Source organism: Sulfurimonas sp. HSL3-1, from assembly GCF_039645995.1.
Classification (GTDB): Bacteria; Campylobacterota; Campylobacteria; order Campylobacterales; family Sulfurimonadaceae; genus Thiomicrolovo; species Thiomicrolovo diazotrophicus.
In genome coordinates this window covers 1,872,243-1,890,928 of the sequence record NZ_CP147920.1, presented here as the reverse complement: position 1 = coordinate 1,890,928, position 18,686 = coordinate 1,872,243, and the positions used below count along the sequence as shown (strand labels likewise).

Annotated in this window: 24 protein-coding genes and 2 tRNA genes; 17 read left to right on the top strand and 9 right to left on the bottom strand. The window is 58.3% G+C overall.

The features are described from left to right. Positions 1–175: 175 nt before the first annotated feature. The 4 genes from WCY31_RS09750 to WCY31_RS09735 form a co-directional block, all read right to left on the bottom strand. Positions 176–415, bottom strand: a complete 240-nt coding sequence (locus WCY31_RS09750; protein ID WP_345972228.1) for a DUF3862 domain-containing protein — start codon at positions 413–415, stop codon at positions 176–178. Between the two features lie 83 nt (positions 416–498). Then, positions 499–942 carry a hypothetical protein gene (locus tag WCY31_RS09745; protein ID WP_345972227.1) on the bottom strand — a complete coding sequence of 148 codons (444 nt, stop codon included), beginning with the start codon at positions 940–942 and terminating at the stop codon, positions 499–501. 9 nt (positions 943–951) lie between these two features. Beyond that, positions 952–1,428 carry a hypothetical protein gene (locus WCY31_RS09740; protein ID WP_345972226.1) on the bottom strand — a complete coding sequence of 159 codons (477 nt, stop codon included), beginning with the start codon at positions 1,426–1,428 and terminating at the stop codon, positions 952–954. A gap of 62 nt (positions 1,429–1,490) precedes the next feature. Beyond that, a complete protein-coding gene (locus WCY31_RS09735) occupies positions 1,491–1,694 on the bottom strand; it encodes an RNA-binding S4 domain-containing protein (protein WP_345972225.1) in 204 nt (67 codons plus the stop codon). Positions 1,695–1,797: 103 nt separating this feature from the next. On the opposite strand from WCY31_RS09735, the gene WCY31_RS09730 reads away from it, so the two are divergent. Genes WCY31_RS09730 through WCY31_RS09705 form a run of 6 tightly spaced genes read left to right on the top strand, consistent with a single transcriptional unit; the run spans position 1,798 to position 5,743 of the window. Continuing rightward, on the top strand, positions 1,798–2,241 hold the full coding sequence (locus tag WCY31_RS09730) for a hypothetical protein (RefSeq protein WP_345969594.1): 444 nt from the start codon (positions 1,798–1,800) through the stop codon (positions 2,239–2,241). A 52-nt stretch (positions 2,242–2,293) separates the two neighbouring features. Next, complete coding sequence (locus WCY31_RS09725; RefSeq protein WP_345972224.1) at positions 2,294–2,749, top strand: YchJ family protein; 456 nt, start codon at positions 2,294–2,296, stop codon at positions 2,747–2,749. 30 nt (positions 2,750–2,779) lie between these two features. Then, positions 2,780–4,384 (top strand): ABC-F family ATP-binding cassette domain-containing protein, encoded by a 1,605-nt coding sequence (locus WCY31_RS09720; protein WP_345972223.1) that lies wholly within the window; start codon positions 2,780–2,782, stop codon positions 4,382–4,384. Next, positions 4,371–5,204 (top strand): DUF5718 family protein, encoded by an 834-nt coding sequence (locus tag WCY31_RS09715; RefSeq protein WP_345972222.1) that lies wholly within the window; start codon positions 4,371–4,373, stop codon positions 5,202–5,204. Before WCY31_RS09720 ends, WCY31_RS09715 begins: the two co-directional genes overlap by 14 nt. Next, entirely contained in the window at positions 5,197–5,421 is a 225-nt protein-coding gene (locus WCY31_RS09710; protein ID WP_345972221.1) for a DUF1653 domain-containing protein, read from the top strand. Before WCY31_RS09715 ends, WCY31_RS09710 begins: the two co-directional genes overlap by 8 nt. Next, a complete protein-coding gene (locus WCY31_RS09705) occupies positions 5,408–5,743 on the top strand; it encodes a translation initiation factor (RefSeq protein ID WP_345969589.1) in 336 nt (111 codons plus the stop codon). Before WCY31_RS09710 ends, WCY31_RS09705 begins: the two co-directional genes overlap by 14 nt. A gap of 114 nt (positions 5,744–5,857) precedes the next feature. Here WCY31_RS09705 and WCY31_RS09700 read toward each other — a convergent pair whose 3' ends face one another. Then, complete coding sequence (locus tag WCY31_RS09700; RefSeq protein WP_345969588.1) at positions 5,858–6,250, bottom strand: rhodanese-like domain-containing protein; 393 nt, start codon at positions 6,248–6,250, stop codon at positions 5,858–5,860. Positions 6,251–6,316: 66 nt separating this feature from the next. On the opposite strand from WCY31_RS09700, the gene WCY31_RS09695 reads away from it, so the two are divergent. Together WCY31_RS09695 and WCY31_RS09690 are read left to right on the top strand one after the other, a co-directional pair. After that, positions 6,317–6,691 (top strand): hypothetical protein, encoded by a 375-nt coding sequence (locus WCY31_RS09695; RefSeq protein ID WP_345972220.1) that lies wholly within the window; start codon positions 6,317–6,319, stop codon positions 6,689–6,691. 254 nt (positions 6,692–6,945) lie between these two features. Further along, on the top strand, positions 6,946–7,473 hold the full coding sequence (locus WCY31_RS09690; protein ID WP_345969586.1) for a hypothetical protein: 528 nt from the start codon (positions 6,946–6,948) through the stop codon (positions 7,471–7,473). Between the two features lie 65 nt (positions 7,474–7,538). Here the strand turns inward: WCY31_RS09690 and WCY31_RS09685 are convergent. Further along, positions 7,539–7,613, bottom strand: a tRNA-Glu gene (locus tag WCY31_RS09685). Positions 7,614–7,628: 15 nt separating this feature from the next. Then, positions 7,629–7,704 (bottom strand) — tRNA-Lys (locus tag WCY31_RS09680). A gap of 233 nt (positions 7,705–7,937) precedes the next feature. Here WCY31_RS09680 and WCY31_RS09675 point away from each other — a divergent pair. Genes WCY31_RS09675 through WCY31_RS09635 form a run of 9 tightly spaced genes read left to right on the top strand, consistent with a single transcriptional unit; the run spans position 7,938 to position 15,857 of the window. Then, positions 7,938–8,885 carry a MoxR family ATPase gene (locus WCY31_RS09675; protein ID WP_345969585.1) on the top strand — a complete coding sequence of 316 codons (948 nt, stop codon included), beginning with the start codon at positions 7,938–7,940 and terminating at the stop codon, positions 8,883–8,885. A 7-nt stretch (positions 8,886–8,892) separates the two neighbouring features. Further along, on the top strand, positions 8,893–9,723 hold the full coding sequence (locus WCY31_RS09670) for a DUF58 domain-containing protein (protein ID WP_345972219.1): 831 nt from the start codon (positions 8,893–8,895) through the stop codon (positions 9,721–9,723). Next, positions 9,723–10,121 carry a hypothetical protein gene (locus WCY31_RS09665; RefSeq protein WP_345972218.1) on the top strand — a complete coding sequence of 133 codons (399 nt, stop codon included), beginning with the start codon at positions 9,723–9,725 and terminating at the stop codon, positions 10,119–10,121. Before WCY31_RS09670 ends, WCY31_RS09665 begins: the two co-directional genes overlap by 1 nt. After that, positions 10,114–11,037 carry a vWA domain-containing protein gene (locus WCY31_RS09660; protein ID WP_345972217.1) on the top strand — a complete coding sequence of 308 codons (924 nt, stop codon included), beginning with the start codon at positions 10,114–10,116 and terminating at the stop codon, positions 11,035–11,037. Before WCY31_RS09665 ends, WCY31_RS09660 begins: the two co-directional genes overlap by 8 nt. Further along, positions 11,034–12,731 (top strand): VWA domain-containing protein, encoded by a 1,698-nt coding sequence (locus WCY31_RS09655; protein ID WP_345972216.1) that lies wholly within the window; start codon positions 11,034–11,036, stop codon positions 12,729–12,731. Before WCY31_RS09660 ends, WCY31_RS09655 begins: the two co-directional genes overlap by 4 nt. Next, the gene (locus WCY31_RS09650; RefSeq protein ID WP_345972215.1) at positions 12,715–13,806 is read left to right on the top strand and encodes a hypothetical protein; all 1,092 of its coding nucleotides are present in this window, start codon (positions 12,715–12,717) and stop codon (positions 13,804–13,806) included. The genes WCY31_RS09655 and WCY31_RS09650 overlap by 17 nt, the downstream gene beginning before the upstream one ends. A 56-nt stretch (positions 13,807–13,862) precedes the next feature. Next, positions 13,863–14,324: an NfeD family protein gene (locus WCY31_RS09645; RefSeq protein ID WP_231018872.1), complete on the top strand. Its 462-nt coding sequence runs from the start codon at positions 13,863–13,865 to the stop codon at positions 14,322–14,324. Beyond that, entirely contained in the window at positions 14,325–15,179 is an 855-nt protein-coding gene (locus WCY31_RS09640; RefSeq protein ID WP_231018871.1) for an SPFH domain-containing protein, read from the top strand. A gap of 30 nt (positions 15,180–15,209) precedes the next feature. Continuing rightward, complete coding sequence (locus tag WCY31_RS09635) at positions 15,210–15,857, top strand: hypothetical protein (RefSeq protein ID WP_345972214.1); 648 nt, start codon at positions 15,210–15,212, stop codon at positions 15,855–15,857. 33 nt (positions 15,858–15,890) lie between these two features. Here WCY31_RS09635 and WCY31_RS09630 read toward each other — a convergent pair whose 3' ends face one another. Beyond that, on the bottom strand, positions 15,891–16,223 hold the full coding sequence (locus WCY31_RS09630) for a hypothetical protein (protein ID WP_345972213.1): 333 nt from the start codon (positions 16,221–16,223) through the stop codon (positions 15,891–15,893). Positions 16,224–16,364: 141 nt separating this feature from the next. Then, positions 16,365–18,665 (bottom strand): glucosylglycerol-phosphate synthase, encoded by a 2,301-nt coding sequence (ggpS, locus tag WCY31_RS09625; RefSeq protein WP_345972212.1) that lies wholly within the window; start codon positions 18,663–18,665, stop codon positions 16,365–16,367. Between the last annotated feature and the right edge of the window lie 21 nt (positions 18,666–18,686).

Below are 18,686 nucleotides of genomic sequence, written 5' to 3'. Positions count from 1 at the left end.
TTTCCCCTTTTTTTTCCACCTCTTTGTATTTTTCGTGAACAGACCGGTGACGGTTGTAATGTCATTGACCGTGTCGGGCGTTTTGTTTATACGGTAGCGTTTGAAAAGAGCTTACGGAGACGAAGCAAGAATCGTCAGGGATGTTCTGCTCCCATAGGAAGCAGAGGGGGAAGGGTTACTTCAGTCCTTTGGCCGAGGTGAATGTCACCTGGTCGGAGATGAACTTGATGTCAATGACGGCGCCGTCGCTTTTCCATTGGCAGCTGCTGATGCCGAGGGTCTCCGAGCACCCTTCGGGTTTCCCGATCAGTTTGACAACCTCGTCGTAGCTCATGCCGGAGTCGATTTTGTCGTAGTTCTCTTTGGTGACTTTGCTGCAGCCGCCAACGAGAACGATAAGGGCAGCGAGGATCATGAAGCGTTTGTACAAGAGGATTCCTTTGTCGTGGTAGTGACAAAATTATATCACGTTGAGGCCCGATAAGGGCACGGCCCGCGTTAGGCCGTTTCGTAAGCGTAGGTCCAGCCCGTCAGCTGTTTCTCTTTGACCTCCGGGAAGTTGTCCGAATCGGCTTCAAAATCCATTATGAACATCACAGTCGAGGGAAGGCGCATTTTGTCTTCGGGTTTGAAGACGTGCAGCGGCATCGGTGTCTCCTGGTTTGTGACGGCAAAGGCGACGCGGTCGGGTTGGCTGAAGAGGTCGGCAATATCGCGGAAACCGTACTGGTCGGCGAACTTGTCGAGGACGGCCTGTTGAATGTCGGCGGGCAGATTGTCGGCGGTATTGAGAAAGAGCGTAAAGTGGATCGGTGCTTTGGCGTCGTCACGCACGGCAGGGGCTGCCATGACGATGTATTCGACGCCTTCGAGGTGCGCGGCGATTTCCGTCGGGTTGAGATACTGTTCGGTTTTGAGGGCCGGGTGTTCCTGCGTCATCATCTTCTGCCTTTATTTCATCAGGGGTTCGAGCGCACCGGCAATGCCCGTGTGCAGGTTGTAGTGGGCGATCGGGAAGTCGAGCGCTTCGTTTTCGAGGTTGACTGTGTAGCCGCTGAGGTAGGTGCCGAGCACGGTCAGGTCGACGGGCGCATAGGCTGCGCACGCTTCGTCGGGAAGAGCGGTGCGGAGCAGCCGAGAGGCTTCGTTGCTTTTTTGCAGGGTAAAGGCCAGGGTCTTGAGGCTGACAAGGTCGCACCAGCGCAGTACGAGTGCGGGCGTCAAAGCGGGCTGGGGTTTGCCTTCCGGATTGAAAAGCAGCCCTTGATCGCGCAGCGGTACCAGGACGGAAAGAACGGCATGCGCCAGGGGGGTGACCTTTTGCGACCAGAACGGCGATTCGTTCGCGTTGTCCAGGGCGACGTTCAGGGCGCTCTCAATGGTGTCGATTTTTTCCTCTGCGAGGAGTTGGGCAAATGTTTTAATCATGGCGCGATTATAGCAAAGGGGCCATTTAGAGGCGCATTAACACTCCGGAAAATGAACACGCCTCAGACGGTCTTAATGGTCACTTCGCCGATGTGGATGGTTTCACCGGGGCGGATCTTCGCCCGTTTGCGGGTTTCGATCTCGCCGTTGCGGTAGACCAGCTCGTCTTCGATCAGCTGTTTGGCCTGCCCGCCGCTGTCGACGAGGTCGAGCAGTTTAATGAGTTTATAGAGTTCAATGTACTCGTCTTCGATTGTATAAGTCATACGGAATTATAGCCTGAATCCAGGGCTTTCACTGCGGCATTAGAACCGTTTACCCTTTAACGGTAGACTGTTCCAATACAAAATTTACGGCAAGGGAGAATGTATGCGACCGGTCATGACAGTTATGGGCTCTTTGATTCTGGCGGGTAACCTGCTGCTTGCCGTACCGCTGCGTCCGAACGCGGTAACTGTCCGCAACGCGGAGCAGTCCGAACATGAAGTGCGCAAGGCCGTTGCCGAAGCGCTCGTTGCCAAAGGGCTGGAAGCGAATAGCGCCCATCAGATCGTCGCTGAGCGCTTTGCCCCGGAAGGGGGAAGCTTCGCGGTTGTCTATGCTCATTTCCGGATGCTCTTTCCCGAATATTCCAGTGATGCCGTCCTCTCCGAAATGGCCAGACGCGTCCTGCACGGCGAACGCCTGACTTTTGATGATTATGACCAGCTCGTCGGGATGCTGCACCGCCTCGAAGGGGTTGCACTGACTCCCTCCCACTACGAACGGGCACGCCACTGCGCCCTGCTGAACCGCTACCGTTCCCAAGCCTAGTGCATTGACCGCGTTGCATGGTATGATGCGACCATGATTTGAAGGAGGGCGCATGCAATGTTATTGCGGCAGCGGAAAAACGTTTGAGGCGTGCTGTGCGCCGCTGATAGACGGCATTGCGGCGGCACCGGGGGCGGAAGCGCTGATGCGCTCCCGCTACAGCGCCTACGTCGTGGGGGCGGGGGAATACCTCGTCGCGACGACCGTTCCCCAGAAGCAGGTTCCCGAGGATGCCGAACTGATCCGGCAGCACGCGGAAGCGACGACGTGGCTGGGACTGGAAGTGCTCGCATCGCAAGTGCAAGGCGCGGATGCCACGGTGAACTTTAAAGCCTTCTACCGGGAGGGCGACGGCCCCATCCGGGTGCATCACGAAAAGAGCACCTTCCGCCGCATTGACGGCCGCTGGTATTACGACGAGGGCACCCTCTACGAAGCCTCGGTCGGGCGGAACGATCCCTGCCCCTGCGGCAGCGGCAAAAAATACAAAAAGTGCTGTATGGTATAATCGCGAAAAAATAAAAGAAGCGATGACATAATGGTACAAGTAACAAACCTGACAAAACGCTTCGGCAGCCGCGTGCTGTTCGAAGGCATCAACCTCAAACTCGATCCGCATAAGCGTTACGGTCTGATCGGGGCCAATGGCGCCGGGAAAACGACCTTTCTCAAGATCCTCAGCGGCCAGGACAAAGAGTTTGAGGGCGAGATTTCCATCGAATCGGGTCTGAAAGTCGGTGTCCTCGGTCAAAACCAGTTCGCTTTCGAAGATTTCACCATCGCCGACGCGGTACTGTACGGCAACAAGCGCCTCTACGATGCCATCAAGGAGAAAGAGGAGCTTTACACCAACGGCGATTTCGAAGACGACGCCGTTAACAACCGCCTGGCGGAGCTGGAAGTGATCAGCGTGGAAGAGGACCCGACGTACGAGTACGACGTCAACATTACGAAGATCCTCGAGAACGTCGGCATCCCGGCAGAAAATCATCATGACCTGATGTCCTCGCTGCCGAGCGGCGACAAATTCAAAGTTCTGCTGGCCCAGGTGCTCTTCCCGAAACCGGATGTCCTCTTCCTCGACGAACCGACCAACAACCTCGACATCGAAACGATCAGCTGGCTGGAGAACGAACTGCAGCGCCACGAGGGGACGATGGTCGTCATCTCCCACGACCGCCACTTCCTCAACGCCGTCGTCACGAACATCCTTGACGTCGACTACCAGAAGATCCGCGAATTCACCGGTACCTACGACGACTGGTACATTGCCGCGAACGTCATGGCGAAGCAGATGGAGATGGAGCGCGATAAGAAGCTGAAAGAAAAAGAGCAGCTTGAGGCCTTCGTCCGCCGCTTCTCCGCCAACGCCTCCAAAGCGAAGCAGGCGACGTCCCGCCAGAAACAGCTTGAGAAACTGGAGATTGAGGATATCAAGCCTTCCTCCCGCCGCGACCCCAGCATCGTCTTCAAAGCCAAACGCCAGATGGGCGACGAGGCTCTGGACGTCCTTAATGTAAGCCACGACTACGGCGAGGGCCCGGTCCTGAATAACATCAGCCTCCACATCGAGCCGGGCGAGAAGATCGCGCTGATCGGCCCGAACGGTGTCGGTAAAACGACGCTGTGCCAGATCATCATGGAGGAGCTCAAGCCCAAAGTGGGTGAGGTCAAATGGGGCGCGACGATCGAGCCGGGCTATTTCCCGCAGGACACGACTGACCGCATCAAGAGCGACGACACCCTCTATGACTGGCTGCGCGCCTTCGATCCGAAGGCGGACATCTCCGAGATCCGCAACTGCCTGGGGCGTATGCTCTTCAACGGCGAGCAGCAGGAGAAAGCGGCGACGAACATCTCCGGGGGCGAGAAGCACCGGATGATGCTGAGCAAACTGATGCTTGAAGGTCCGAACTTCCTTGTCATGGACGAACCGACCAACCACCTCGACCTTGAGGCGATCGTCGCGCTGGGCGAGGCGCTGTTCGAGTTCGACGGCAACGTCATCTGTGTCTCCCACGACCGCGAACTCCTCGACGCCTTCGCGTCGCGTATCATCGAGCTCAACCCCGACGGCACCTACAACGACTTCAAAGGCAGCTACGAAGAGTACGTCGAGGCGAAAGAGAATGGAAAACTTTAACGCCTATGCCGGGTTCGGCATCGCCGGCAACTTTGCCCTGCACCTGGAACAGGCCGGGGAGATCGAGGATTTCAAAAACCTCGAGGTCGCCGATGAAAACGGTCCCAAAGGGATCTTTCCCTTCTACATGCCGGGCCGTGACGGGCAGATCGGCGTTTACCCTCTCTCCTCCGATACCATCAAACTGCCCGAAGACGCCGCGCTGAACGTCCAGGCGGAACCGGAAGTGGCGCTGGAGTGCAGTCTGCGCTATGAAGACGGGCAGGTCGTTTCGATCACACCGGAGCGCTTCGCCCCCTACAACGACTGCTCCATCCGCCGCCCGGGGGCCAGGAAGATCTCGGAGAAGAAGAACTGGGGCGCGATGAGCAAGGGCCTCGGAGCGGAGATGACGCCCATTGACACCTTTGCTGAAAGCGGTGTGATGGACAGCTGGCACATCGCCTCTTTCCTGCGACGCGGCAGCGAATTGCACCGTTACGGCGAAGACGCCGCGCTGACGGGATACAGCTATTTTCACACCAAGCTCACGGATTGGATCGTTAACCAGCTCAATATGCAAACGGATACCGGCCCGCTGGAGCCGGTGCTCTCCTATCTTGCAGCGGCGGGGTACCCCGAGAAGATGATCATCAGCATCGGGGCGACGCGCTACACGGCTTACGGCGAGACGACGTTCTTGCAAGCAGACGATGAGGTGATCGTCGTACTCTACGATACGCACTGCTGCGACGCCGACACCGTGATGGAGAGCATCGACGCCGGTGCCTACAAAGCGAACGGGATGCGTGTCCTCTCTCAAAAGGTCGTCGGTGCTTAAACCGGGCCTCTATCAGCACTACAAGGGGAACCATTATGAAGTGCTCGGCGTGGCCAAACACTCCGAAACGGAGGAGGAGCTCGTCGTCTACCGCGCCCTCTACGGCGAACATGGGCTCTGGGTGCGTCCCCTGGCGATGTTTACCGAATGTATCCCCCACGAAGGTGTCTGCATCAAACGGTTTGAATATATCGGAGAAGCCCATGAGCCGCGGTAAGAAGCTTGACCTCTTTATCGGCGGGGACCTCGGCAGCGGCTGGTCGGAAGTGCAAGAGCGCCAAGCGGAAACGCCGCAGGAGCTGCTCGCACCGGAAAAACATTTTCTCGTCTTCAAGCGCGAAAAGCGGCGGGGAAAAACCGTGACACTGGTCGGCCCCTTTGCCCTGGAGAAGGGCGATGCCGAGGCTCTGTTGAAACGGCTGAAGAAAAAACTGGGCTCCGGCGGCAGCTACAAAACGCCGTGGATGGAGTTCCAGGGCGAATGCAGCGAAAAGCTGCGTGCCCTGCTCGAAGCCGAATCCTTCCGCTTTAAGAAATAATCTCTCAGTACAGCAGCAGGTACAAAAAGCCCCAGAAGAGAAAGACGATCAGGCCGATGACGCCGAAAACGGCGGCGATCCTGATAAGGATCAGCAGGGCGATTTTAAGCGGTTTCATTGATAGGGAACGATGGGAAGGCCCGCGCGGTAGGCGGTCATGATGCCGCCTTGCAGGTTGTAGACGGTATAGCCGTAGGTCTGCGCAAGGAAAGGGGCCAGCATCGACGTGCGGCTGCCGGTACGGCAGATCAGGGCGAAGGGTTTGGTCGTATCGACCTTGGCTTTGAGCTGAAGCATGAAGCGATCAACGTTATACCCCCCTTTTTCGTCGAAGAACATGATGGGAATGCTCCCTTTGACCAGGCCGGTCTCTTTCCACTCGCCGGGGGTCCGGATATCGACAATGGGGATCTGTTTGGCCAGAAGGGTCTTGCTTGCCGGTGCATTGATGACCTCGGCATGCAGGAGCCCGGCAACAATAAGCCAAAATAGAATCAGTTTTTTCATAGAGCGTTGCAACCTTATTAGAATAGGTATAATTATACCGTCTGAGCTCCCCCGAAAGGTGAATTATTGGCAAAAGCGTCGGCGAAAAAAGTGGAAGATGCCGCAAGGCTCCGCTATATCCGGGTACTCGAGCGTTTTACGAGCAGTATCACCAAGTATCTTTTCAAGGCGGAAGAGCCGACGCGGGAGCAGTTCGACAAGAAAGTCGACAACAACCGCAAATACCTTGACCGCATCGAGAAGGTCCCGCTCTACAAAGGGGACTATAACGATCTCGAGACCCTCGTGACCAAGATCCTCTCCTACCGCGACAGCGATGCGACAATCGACGAGCTCAAAGAGGATATCCTCTATACCGCCAACCAGATCGAAAAGTCGATGAACCGCCGCCGCTACAAAAAGGACAAACACACCTCGGACAAGTTCAGAGATTGGGAATAATAGTAGCACCCCTTCTCTCTTCCACATTTTTTTCAGTGCATATTTTTTAAGAAAACAGCCATTTCAAGCTCATTTTTCCCGATAAAGTGTCAATTTTACCCATTTTTCTTAAGCCGTCTATTGCCTGTATCACGGAAGGTATCAGCACTTCTATATTAGATATTCTTAATAGTTTTATTTAAAACAATTATCTATCGCCCTTCAACACACTTTTCCTGTAAAATTCCACGCATTTTTTTGACGAGGAAGCCCCAATGAAACGTCTACTGATTCTTTTCTATGCCACGACGGAGTTCGTGCGCGCTGCGCTCACGCCGGAACAGCTCTCGACACTGCAGACCGTGCGGGATGTCGCGCGCAGCATTCCCGACCGCAGCGGCGAGACCTATGAGAACACCCTCAGCGCTATCTGTCTGACGGAGAGCAGTGCGGGCCGGAATATCATAGGAGATTTCCGCAAAGGGGTCGACATCACCAAGGCATCGCTGGGGCCGATGCAGGTTCAGGTGGCTACCGCCCGCTATGTGGCCGCGCGCGTTAAGACATTGGCATGGCTAAAGGCGAGCAGCGACATGCAGATCGCCAACCTGCTGCTCACCGACCTCAAACTCTCCGCCGGCATCGCCGCGCACTACCTCGTCATCCTCAAAAACCGCCGCCACGACTATATGAAAAGCGTCAGCGGCTACAACGGCGGCATGGTGAACTGGCCCTATTTTCAGCGCGTAATGAACCATATGAAGCTGGTCAAACGCCTGGTGGCATCGGGCGCGCTGCAGTAACAAACGCAATAAGAGCATCTTTTTTTTTGTTTCGGGATTTTTCAGTGTAAAAATAGTTGGGAAAGTGGTGACCCCACGGAGACTCGAACTCCGGTAACCAGAATGAAAATCTGGGATCCTAACCGCTAGACGATGGGGCCACTAAGGAGTAACAATGGTGTCCCGTGTTGGATTCGAACCAACGGCCACATCATTAAAAGTGACGTGCTCTACCAGCTGAGCTAACGAGACATTCAAACGTTAAGATAGGCTCTCTTCGTTTGTGGACGGGAATTATACGAAAAACAGTTTTTAAAGTCAATACTTTTTGGAAAAAAATCCAAAAAAAGTGTGATAAAGCTTTTCCGGTGTTGAAATGGGATATTTTTCCACCTCTCCTGCGCCTATCCAACGGCATCGGGGCAGGGCAATCTATACCTTCAAAACGCTATAATGGCCCCTATTATCCTTTATGAAGGTTTTAGATGTACTCCAAAATCGAAGCGATCAAGTCCGAGGTGGCCAAAGTCGTCGTTGGTCAGGAAAAGATGATCGACGGGCTGCTGATCGGCCTGCTCTGCGAAGGGCATATTCTTATCGAGGGAATCCCCGGGCTGGCGAAGACGACGACGGTCAAGGCGCTGTCGCAGAGCCTTGGGCTGCAGTTCAAACGGGTCCAGTTCACCCCGGACCTCCTCCCCTCGGATATCCTCGGCGCCGAGATCTACGACCCGCAGCATAACGCGTTCAAGATCAAGCACGGGCCGGTGTTTACGAACCTGCTGCTGGCCGACGAGATCAACCGGGCCCCGGCAAAGGTGCAGTCGGCCCTGCTGGAAGTGATGCAGGAGCGGCAGGTGACGATAGGCGAGGAGAGCTTCAAACTCGCACCTCCCTTCTTTGTTATGGCGACGCAGAACCCGGTGGAACAGGAGGGGGTCTACCAGCTTCCCGAGGCGCAGCTCGACCGGTTCATGCTCAAGCTCAAAGTCGGCTACAACACGAAAGAGGAGGAGCTCGAGATCGCCCGCCGTATTGCCGCGGGCGTCTCAGAGACGATCAACGCCGTTATCTCCCATGAAGACCTGGAAGCCCTCAAAGCGGAGGTCAAACAGGTGCACGTCGATGAAGAGGTGGAGCGCTACATGATCGAGCTGGTCACTGCGACCCGCGAGCCCAAGGCGTACGGGCTCGATGGCCTGGAAGATCAGCTGCAGTTCGGCGCAAGTCCCCGGGTGAGCATCGACATGTTCAAGGCTGTCAAGGCCATGGCCTACCTGCGCGGCAAGGATTACGCCAGCCCTGTTGACGTCGCTTTCATTATTAAAGAACTGATGCGCCACCGCATCGTACTCAGCTACGAGGCCGAGGCCGACGGCGTCACGGCGGACGAGATCATCGACCGGGTGATCGAAGCGGTCCCGCTGCCGTAGGAGCCTCATGGGAACGGTCCAGCGCATCCTCGTCAAGGCCAGACGCCAGGTCTTCAGCGAGCTCATCGGCAACAACCCCTCCATCTTCCACGGGGAGGGGTACGATTTTATCGAGTTGCGCGAGTACATGCCCGGCGACGACATCCGCCATATCGACTGGAACATCACGGCGAAGATGCGCACCCCCTACATCAAGATCTTCCGCGAAGAGCGGGAGCTCAGCGTCGTCGTCGCGATGATGCTCGGCGGCAGCGTCCATTTCGGGCAGCACCGTTTCAAGCAGGAGGTGATGGCGGAGATCGCCGCGACGGTGGGCTACGCCGTGCAGTACAACAGCGACGCGCTGGGCTACATGCTCTTTGCGGACCGCCTCTACGACGAGGGGCGCCCGACGAAGAACCGCTACGCCGTCTCCGAGCTGACGCAGAAGGTCGATGCCTTCGAGGCGGTCGGCAAAAAGAGCGATTACGCCGCGATGGCGAAGACGCTCTACCAGCGTATCCGCCGCCGCTCGCTGCTCCTTGTCGTCGGGGACTTCTTCGAACTTCCCCAACTGCGGCTGCTGGCAAAGAAGCATGAGGTCGTCTGCATCATCGTCCGCGACCGTTTCGAGGAGCATCCGCCGCCGTTCGGATTCGCCTCGCTGCGCGACCCCGAGAGCGGAATGCTGCTCGAGGGCGATTTCAACGCCCGGACCGTTCGCAATTACGAAGCGAAGGTCCGCGAGCATGATCATGCCCTCTACGAGCAGCTTCGCAAAGACGGCATCCGGTTTACGAAGATCTACACGGATGACCATATCGGCGTCAAACTCCGGCGCCTGTTCGAGGGGCGATAATGCGTTCAGACGATATCCCGCTGCATGACATCAAGCCCCTGGTCGAGATCCATGACTACACGCCTTACTACCTGGCGGCTGCGGCGGCCGTTGTACTTTTTTTCCTGCTGCTCGTTCTCTACCTGGTGATCCGCCGTTACCGCGAGGAGAGAAGGGAGAACGCCCGCCGGGCATCTCTGAAAGCGCTGGAAGCGGTCAACCTCGACGATGCAAAAGATGCTGCCTACGCCATTACCCGCCTTGGCCGCCGTTTCGCGGCGGACTCCCCGCAGCTTCAGGAGGCTTTCATGAACCTGGAGCAGCGTCTCGAACCCTACAAGTTTCGCAAGCGCGTGCCGCCCATCGACGAGGAGACCCGTGCGTATTTCAGGATCTATCTCGGGATGATCGATGTTTGAAGGGGTCTTTTTCGAATTCCCGAAAGTCATCTCCTTCCTCTTCATTTTTCTGGCCTGCGAAGCGCTCTGCCGCATGCGCCACCAGGGCTTCTACTTTCCGCACCTCGCCGCCTTCGCGGCGGTCACGCTCAAACCCTCTTTCTGGCTCTGGCTGCTCAAATGGGCTTCAATCATCCTACTGCTCGTTGCCCTGATGTCGCCGGTGAAAGAGCGGGTCTACCAACCCGTCAGTACCCCGGGTTATGCGATCAGCCTGGTGGTGGACGCCAGCGCCTCCATGCGCAACGGCGACTTCGACCCGGACGACCGTACCCGCAGCCGGTTCGAGGCGGTCCAGGAGATCCTGCAGGCCTTTGTGACGCAGCGCAGCAGCGATAGCGTCGGTCTCGTCGTCTTCGGCACCCGCACGTTCACGGCCGCGCCGCCCACGACCGACATGGGGATGCTCTCGCAGATCATCGGGCAGCTCTATGTCGGCATCGCGGGCAAATACACGGCGCTCTACGAGGCGATGGCCCGGGGGATCGTCTCGCTGCACGGCGCGAAGAGCGCCGAAAAGATCGTCGTGGTTCTGACCGACGGCCGGAACACGCCCGGCGCTCCGGTGGGCAGCGACGTTGTCGGGGGGCTTGCGGCCAAAGAGGGGGTGCGCCTCTATGCCGTCGTTATCGGTGAAGAACCCGCCCCGCAGGAGTCGATTCTTGAGACGCTCACGGCGCAGAGCGGCGGCGCGTATTTCACGGCAAGGGACAGCGCATCCCTTGCCGATGTCTACGCGCAGATTGATACCCTGGAGAAGTCACCCCAGCGTCCGCCGGTGCTGATCGTCAATGAGTATTACTACATCTACCCGCTCTTTGCCGGCTTTCTGACACTGCTGCTCTATATTTACCTGCGCAACCGGAGTGTGGCATGACCTTTCTCCACCCCGAGTTCTTCTACCTGATGCTGCCGCCGGTGCTGGTCCTGTTCTATTTTATCCTGACCCAGAAGGAGCCGGCGGCGGAGCTCTTTGCCGGCCCGGTTTTCGAACGGCTCCGGGTGAATGAAAAACGCTTCTCCCTCCGTCAGCGAAACCTGATTTATCTGGCCATATTCGTTTTGCTGATTGCCGCCATGTCCCAGCCGGTCCTTACCGAGGCTACGGCCGTCGTGAAGGCGCCGGACGAGGCGTTGACGGTCGCCGTCGACATCTCGGCATCCATGCAGACGGAGGACGTCTACCCCTCCCGCGCCGCCGTCGCGAAAACGAAGCTGCTTGCACTGGTCGCGCGGGCGAAAAGAGAACAAATAGGGGTACTGGCCTTCGGCCGGGACATCTATGCCGTAGTGCCGCCAACGGCGGACAAAAGTGCGCTGACGGCGCTGCTGGAAGATTTCGCGTCCGATACCTACGCCGAGAAGGGGACCGATATCATGGCGCTGCTGGCCGCGGCGAACGGCGTGATGGGCAAGACGGGGCGGAAAAATCTTCTTTTGCTTACCGACGGAGGCGACGGTCGCGACTTCTCCGAAGCGATCGCCTACGCGAATGCGCAGAAGCTCCACCTCTACATCCTCGGGATTGGGACGGCGCAGGGGGGTGTACTGCAGCAAAACGGTACCCCTGCCCTGCGGGGGAAGAGGCCGGTCCGGACGGTACTGAACCCTGCTTTGCGCTCCCTGGCCGCATCCACGGGCGGCTTTTATGTTGATATGACGGTGGGCTCCCGTGACGTGGCAGCACTGCTCTATGAGCTTCGCCGCCATGCCGAAGGGGGCGAGACGGGGGTCAAGGAGATCCGCCGGTACGGTCAGCTCTATATCCTGCCGCTGGGGCTGGCGCTCTTTTTGCTGCTCGTGGCGAACGCCTCCATGAGCCGCCGCGAGCGCGTGGCCGTGCCTCCGGCACTGCTGCTGGGGGTTCTGCTGTTCGGACATACGGCAACGCTGCGGGCGGAGTCCTTTGACTATGAACTGCTGGAGACGGCGCAGCACTATTATGAGCAGGGCGATTACGATCGCGCGGCCCGCGCCTTTTACCGCTACGGCGTACGTAAGGATAACGACCCCCAAGCGATGTACGACAGCGCCCATGCCCTCTACCGTGCGGGCAGATACGACGCGGCCGCGGCATTGTGGGGACGGATCCGCACCAAGGAGCGGCTGCTGCAGTTTGCAACCCTGCACAATCTGGGGAACGCCCGGGCGATGCAGGGCGGCAGGGAGAACCTTGAAGCGGCGATCAAGGTGTACCAGAAGGCGCTCTACCTCCAAAACGACCCGCAGACGCGGGAGAACCTCTCCATCGTCCGGGGGCGGCTGATGCGCCTGGTGCAGGCGGAGCGACGCCGCAATGCAGCGGCCGCAATGACGGAAACGGGCGGGGAACACAGTGCCTCCGACGCTTCCTCTCCGGCAGGCGGCGCACAGGCCCCTTCCGCGCAGACGGAAACATCCGAGGGGCAGGAGGCAAAGCCCTCCGAAGCCTCGGGCGAAGCGAAGACGGCGGCGATGAGCGATTACGAGGCGGCGATGTGGCGCCAATCGCTGCAGCGGCAGACCCGGACGCACCTCTACAAGATCTCGCCGAAGCGCGCGGGGGGAGGCGACCATGTCGATCCGTGGTAAAGCGCTGGCTCTGCTGATGGCTGTCAATGCGCTTTCGGGCTACGAGCTGACGGTCGAGAGCTCCTCACGCCAGGTCTACCAGGGTGAACCGCTGCAGCTTGTCTACCGTTTTGCGCACACCGCGTCGGACAAGGGGGTCGATTTCCGTTTCGCGGCGCCGGAACTGGCGCATTTCCAGCTGCTGCAGAGCCATGCCGAGGAGCGGAACGAAAACGGGAAGGAGCTTTGGGAGAAGACGTACGTCGTCGCCCCGCTTCAAGGCGGGGAGCTCTCGAGCGGCACGGCGGCGATGAACGTCGCCGAACGCACCTATACGCAGGATGCGTGGGGGCAGTGGATGCCGTCGGTGACATGGCAGCAGCATCTTTTCGAACCCGTAACGCTCTTTGCCAATCCCGTTCCGGGCGGGGTGCAAGCGGTTGGCGATTTCGCGTTGAAGGCCGTCATCGACCGCAACACGACCGAGAGCGGCGAACCCGTCCGCCTGACTCTGTCGCTCTCGGGGTGCGGCAACCTGGCAACGGCACAACCGCTGCGGATGGCGGTTGCCGGTGTCAGCGTTTTTGACGAGGGGCATACCGCGAATGCTGCGTGGAAGGACGGCTGCTACTACAATGAAGTGAACCGGACCTTTGCCCTGGTCGGTGCGCGGGACTTTACGATCCCATCGGTGCGTTTCCGCAGTTTCGACCCGGCGACGCAGCGCGTCGTCACGGCGGCGTCGCTGCCGATGCCGGTTCATGTCCGTGCCGCAGTGCATTCACAGCAGAGAGAAATTCCAAAGGAGGAGACGATGACGATCTGGAGTCTGGCGGCGGGGAGTGCTGCCGGTTTTGTCCTCGGCGTCGCGCTGACGCTGCTTGCCGTACGCCGCAGAAGCAGAGAAGAGCGGGTCCGTGTCGACTCGCTGCGCACGGCGCTGGTGGCACTGTTCAAGCACCTGGATGATCCCGAAGCGAAAAAGAGCGCAGAGGCGGTAGAGAAGTACCTCTACGAAGCGGCGGAAGCTCCGGACAGCAGCAAGATCGCCACGCTGCTCGGCCGTTTGAAACGTGGGGAGCGGAAAGCGCGTTGAGGACATACTCATGCAGGTTTATTCGCTATACTTGTGTGAATACGGAGGAGTAAAGCATGCTCGATTGGTTGAACGCAAACGTGGAGTGGTGGCACTGGGTGATCCTGGGGATGGTGCTGATAGGCCTGGAGACGATGGCGCTGACCTTTCTGCTGCTGGGAATCGGCGTCGCCGCGATCCTGACGGGGACGCTGGCCTATCTCTTTGATCTTTCATTTTCTACGGAACTGCTGATTTGGTCGATCCTCTCCACGCTCTTTGTCGTGGGGTGGTGGCGTTTTATACGGCAACGGACCGTGTCGGAGAGCGGTCAGCCCAATTACAGGGTCGACACAAAGGGGACCGTCACCGAGGGGATCGAACCGCCCCAAAGGGGAAAAGTGCTCTTTGATATCCCTGTCCTGGGCAACCGCGAATGGCCCGCCTTCGCCGACGAGCCGCTCGCCGTAGGCACCAAAGTTCGTATTGTCGACGTCAGCGGCCAGCTGATCAAAGTGACCCCCCTCAAGGAGAACTAAATGGTTTCACTCTATCTTATCGGCGTCTTCGCCCTGGTTATTATCGTCACGCTCTACAAAGGGATCAAAGTCGTCCCTCAGGGCGAGGAGTGGGTCATCGAGCGGCTGGGCAAGTTCTACCGGACCCTCACCCCGGGGCTCAATCTCATTATCCCCTACATCGACGGCGTGCGCGAGCGGATGACGACGCGGGACATCATCCTCGACGTCCCGCAGCAGGAGGTCATTACGATGGATAACGCCGTCATCCTCACCAACGCCATCGCCTTTATACGGGTGACGCGCCCCTCTGACGCGGTCTACGGTGTCGAGGATTTCCGCATGGCCATCGTCAACCTCGTTATGACGACGCTGCGTTCCATTATCGGGGAGATGAAGCTGGACGAGGCGCTTTCCAACCGCGATATGATCAAGGCCCGCCTGAAAGAGCAGATCATCGACGACGTCGCCGACTGGGGCGTCACCGTCAAGTCCGTCGAGATCCAGGACATCAGCCCGAGCCCTTCCATGCAAAAAGCGATGGAACAACAGGCCGCCGCAGAGCGCGAACGCCGTGCCGTCGTCACCAAGGCCGATGGGAACAAGAATGCCATGATCCTGGAAGCCGAAGGGAAGCTCGAGGCCGCCAAGCTCGAAGCGCAGGCCCAGGTCGCGCTGGCCCAGGCCTCTGCCGAAGCGATCGCCCGTATTTCGGAATCGATCCAGGAGAAGGAGCTGCCCGCCATGTTCCTGCTCGGCGACCGTTACATTGCCGCACTGGAGAAACTGAGCGAGAGCCAGAACGGCAAATTCGTCGTCTATCCCGCAGACGTTCAGCAGGCGGTCAAAGGGATGCTCGGCAGCGTCTTCAAATAACGCCGCTCAACCTGGCCAAAAGGAGTGACGATGAAAGGCATCACGGGGACAGCAGCCGTACTGCTGCTGGTAAACGTGCTTCAGGCGGGGGAAGTGGGCCCTATGAACACCTTTGTCGCCAATACGCCGGCCGTTGCCGATGAGGTCAACGCCAACTTCGGCGAGCATACGACGCAGATCAACGACAACAACAGCCGCATCTCGGCCAACACCGCCGCCATCGCCGCGACCGGCCTGCTGGGATGGAGTACCCTGGCCGTCCCCCGGACGACATCCCCTCTTACCGGGACGTTTGTCGGGGAGTTCGTCAAAATAGGCGATATGGGGAGCTATGTCAAGCAGCAGGACGCCTCCGTGCTCGAGATCCAGTACAGCGGCCGCATCTGTGTCGGGGTCATTGCCGACGATCAGGTCGTTTTCGAACTGCGGGTCGACGACACGCCTTCGTCGGCGGGACCTGCGCGTACGATGCTGCAGTATGGCGAAGAGGGGTGTCTTCCTTCGCATCCGGCGACGATCACGGGGATCTTCGACGGCCTCTCGGCCGGCAGCCATACCGTCAGTATGTGGGTCAGAGCCGAGTCGTCCGGGATGGCTGTCGGGTCGACAAATGCGCTGTACAATCCTGCCGACAGCAGTGCGGATCATCTTGTCATCAAAGAGTTCGGTACGCCGTAAGCCGGCATTCTCCGCAAGGCTAGGTTCATCCGGTTATACTCCGAAATAGGGTTCGAGTTCGACATTGGCCATGCAGCCGGTGTCGATGTCCCTTAAATGCCTGAACAGCTCCCGCAGCAGCGCATGGCGTTCTTCGCCGGAGGACATGACAAACGAAAACTGCAGGTTCCGATACCGGTCCAGCTCTTCGTCGATGTACTCACCGGAGACCTTTTGCTCGAGACTCGTGTGGTCGACATCGGCGACATCGTTGATCGTGCGGATATACTGCTCGACGACCCACCGGGCCTCGTCATTGATGCGAGTCTCCATAATCCCGCCGAGATCGTAAATGTCGATGGTGAAGGAGCCGAGATACCTTTTCATAACACGTCCCATTCCCTCATGTGCTGAAATTTCATCTATATTTATAGGATGCTGTATTGCAACTCCCTCTCCACGTTCTCGGCGACCCACAGGTTTGTCAAAGCGCGGGGAAAAGGAGAGGGTCGGACCCCTCCGAAAGGTTTAGTCGCTCTCCGTTACGCTGGAAAGGAAGTCCTGCCCCCAGGCATTGACGTCGTAGCGGTGGATGATATTCGACATGCGTTGCAACCGTGAGATCCGTTCTTTTTCCGGTGCTTCGAGGGCCTGCATCAGCGTATTGCTCATGTCGACCTTGTCGTAGGGGTTGGCGAGGAAAGCGCCGTGCAGTTCCACGGCGGCCCCGGCGAATTCGGAGAGCACCAGCGCACCATTGCCGCCGATGGCATGCTGAGCGGCGACGTACTCTTTGGCGACGAGGTTCAGGCCGTCGCGAAGCGGCGTGACCCAGCCGATGTCCGCGGCGCAGTTGTAGGCGATGACGTCTTCAAAGGGAATGACGCGGTTGACGTAGTGGATCGGGGTCCATTTGTACGAGCCGAAGCGGCCGTTGATGAGGCCGACGTGGTAGGCAATATCCTGGGTGATCTCTTCGTAGATCGCCATCCCCTTCGCCGGCGGGGTACAGACCATGAAGAGGTTGATTTTGCCGCGCATCTGGGGGTGGGTCTCCAGGAAGTGTTCGTAGGCTTTGAGCTTGTCCACCGGCCCCTTGGTATAGTCCGTGCGTTCGATGGAGACGATCAGCTTGTTGTCGCCGATCTCGTCGCGGATCTTGTGGTAGAGCGTCTGCACATGGTCGCTGGCCGCAAGCTGTTCGATGTAGCCGCAGTTGATGCCGACGGGGTGTGCGCCGAGGCGGACCGTATTGAGCTCGGTCGTGAAAGAGTCGGCATAGTCATCGACGCCGATCGCACAGCCGTAGGTTTTGAACAGCGGCGCGGCGTTTTTGCGGGAGTTGACTTCGATCTGGGTGTTGGAACGGACCGTATTGACGAAGTTGTCGACGTACTGGGGAATATGGAAGCCGACATAGTCGCACTGCAGGAGCGAGTTGATGATGTCGCGCCGCCAGGGGAGCATGTTGAAGATGTCCGCTGACGGAAAAGGCGTATGGTGATAAAAGGCGATCTTGACGTCGGGACGGAGCTGCCGCAGGTAGCCCGGGACCATCCAGAGGTTGTAGTCGTGGATCCAGACGACGGCGCCTTCGGCCGCCTCGGCCGCCGTGTTTTCCGCGAAGATACGGTTCACCTCGCAGAAGTGTTTCCAGTGGTCGTGGTTGAAGACGGCTTTCTCGTGGAAGGAGTGCAGCAGAAGCCAGAAGGCCTCTTTTGAGAAGACTTCGTAGAAGATCTTGACGTCGTACGCCGTCAGCGGGACGCGGCAGACCCGGAGATGTTCGTACCGCTCTTTGTCCACCTCGACGTGTTTCTCGAAATCTTCAGGGGTACGGCTTTCGCACTTGGACCAGGCGACCCAGGAACCCTTTTCGCCGTTGGCAAAGAAGCCCAGTAGGGTGGGGAGGATGCCGTTGGGACTGGTGTGTTTTTTGCGGACGATCTTCCCCGCTTCTTCGACCTCCTGGAACGGGAGGCGGTGGTAGACCATGACGAGGTCGGCGTTGCCGTAAGCGGGGGCGGGTGCTTCGACGACCTCCTGCGCCTCGGCGATGCCGAAATGGTGCATCGCTTCGAGGATGCCGTGGGTCCCCGGAGCCTTGGAAAAGTAGGCGTGCTCGATCTGGCTGGCCGCCTCTTTGAGCGGGGTTTCGGCGTTGTTCAGCACGACGCCTTTGAAGCCGTGCTGGTACATGCTCAGGTCGTTAAGGGTATCTCCGGCGACGATGACCCGCTCTTTGGGCACGCCCAGATGTTCGACCAGCGCTTCAAGGGTGGAACCCTTGCTGGTGCCTTTGGGCAGGATGTCGAGGTAGATCTCGTTGGAGTGCAGGACGTCGCACTCGCGGGTGCTGAGTTCGTCGACGAGCTCCCTGGGGATGGTACTGCTCGTGACGTAGTAGGAGAGCCGGCGCTCCTGGGGCTGGTCCTGGCGTTCGAGCGTCTCAAGCTGCTCGCGCAGGTCCGCGATGGAGTCGAGGGTCTTGTACCACCGTTTCGAGATGTCGTGCTGCAGCGGCTGTACGGGTTCGAGGTTCGCACCGTCAAGCACGGAGGCGCCGACGTCGCCGATGATGTAGTGGGGGGTCGGAATGGACATGTCGTCCAAAAGCGGCAGGATCAGTTCGATATTCCTTCCGGAGTTGAAAACAAGAATGATATTCGGATTGTCGTGCAAATAGCGGTAAAGCGGATCGTCTTCTTTGTTGACGCTTTCTAAGAACGTCCCGTCGAGATCCGTGGCCAGAATGTGGATGTCTTCTGAGTGAACAATAGAGATGTGACTACCCTCCTGTGATGGTGTTTCGTGGTGTGAAAAATTCAAAGTTAATCTACATGCAAATCC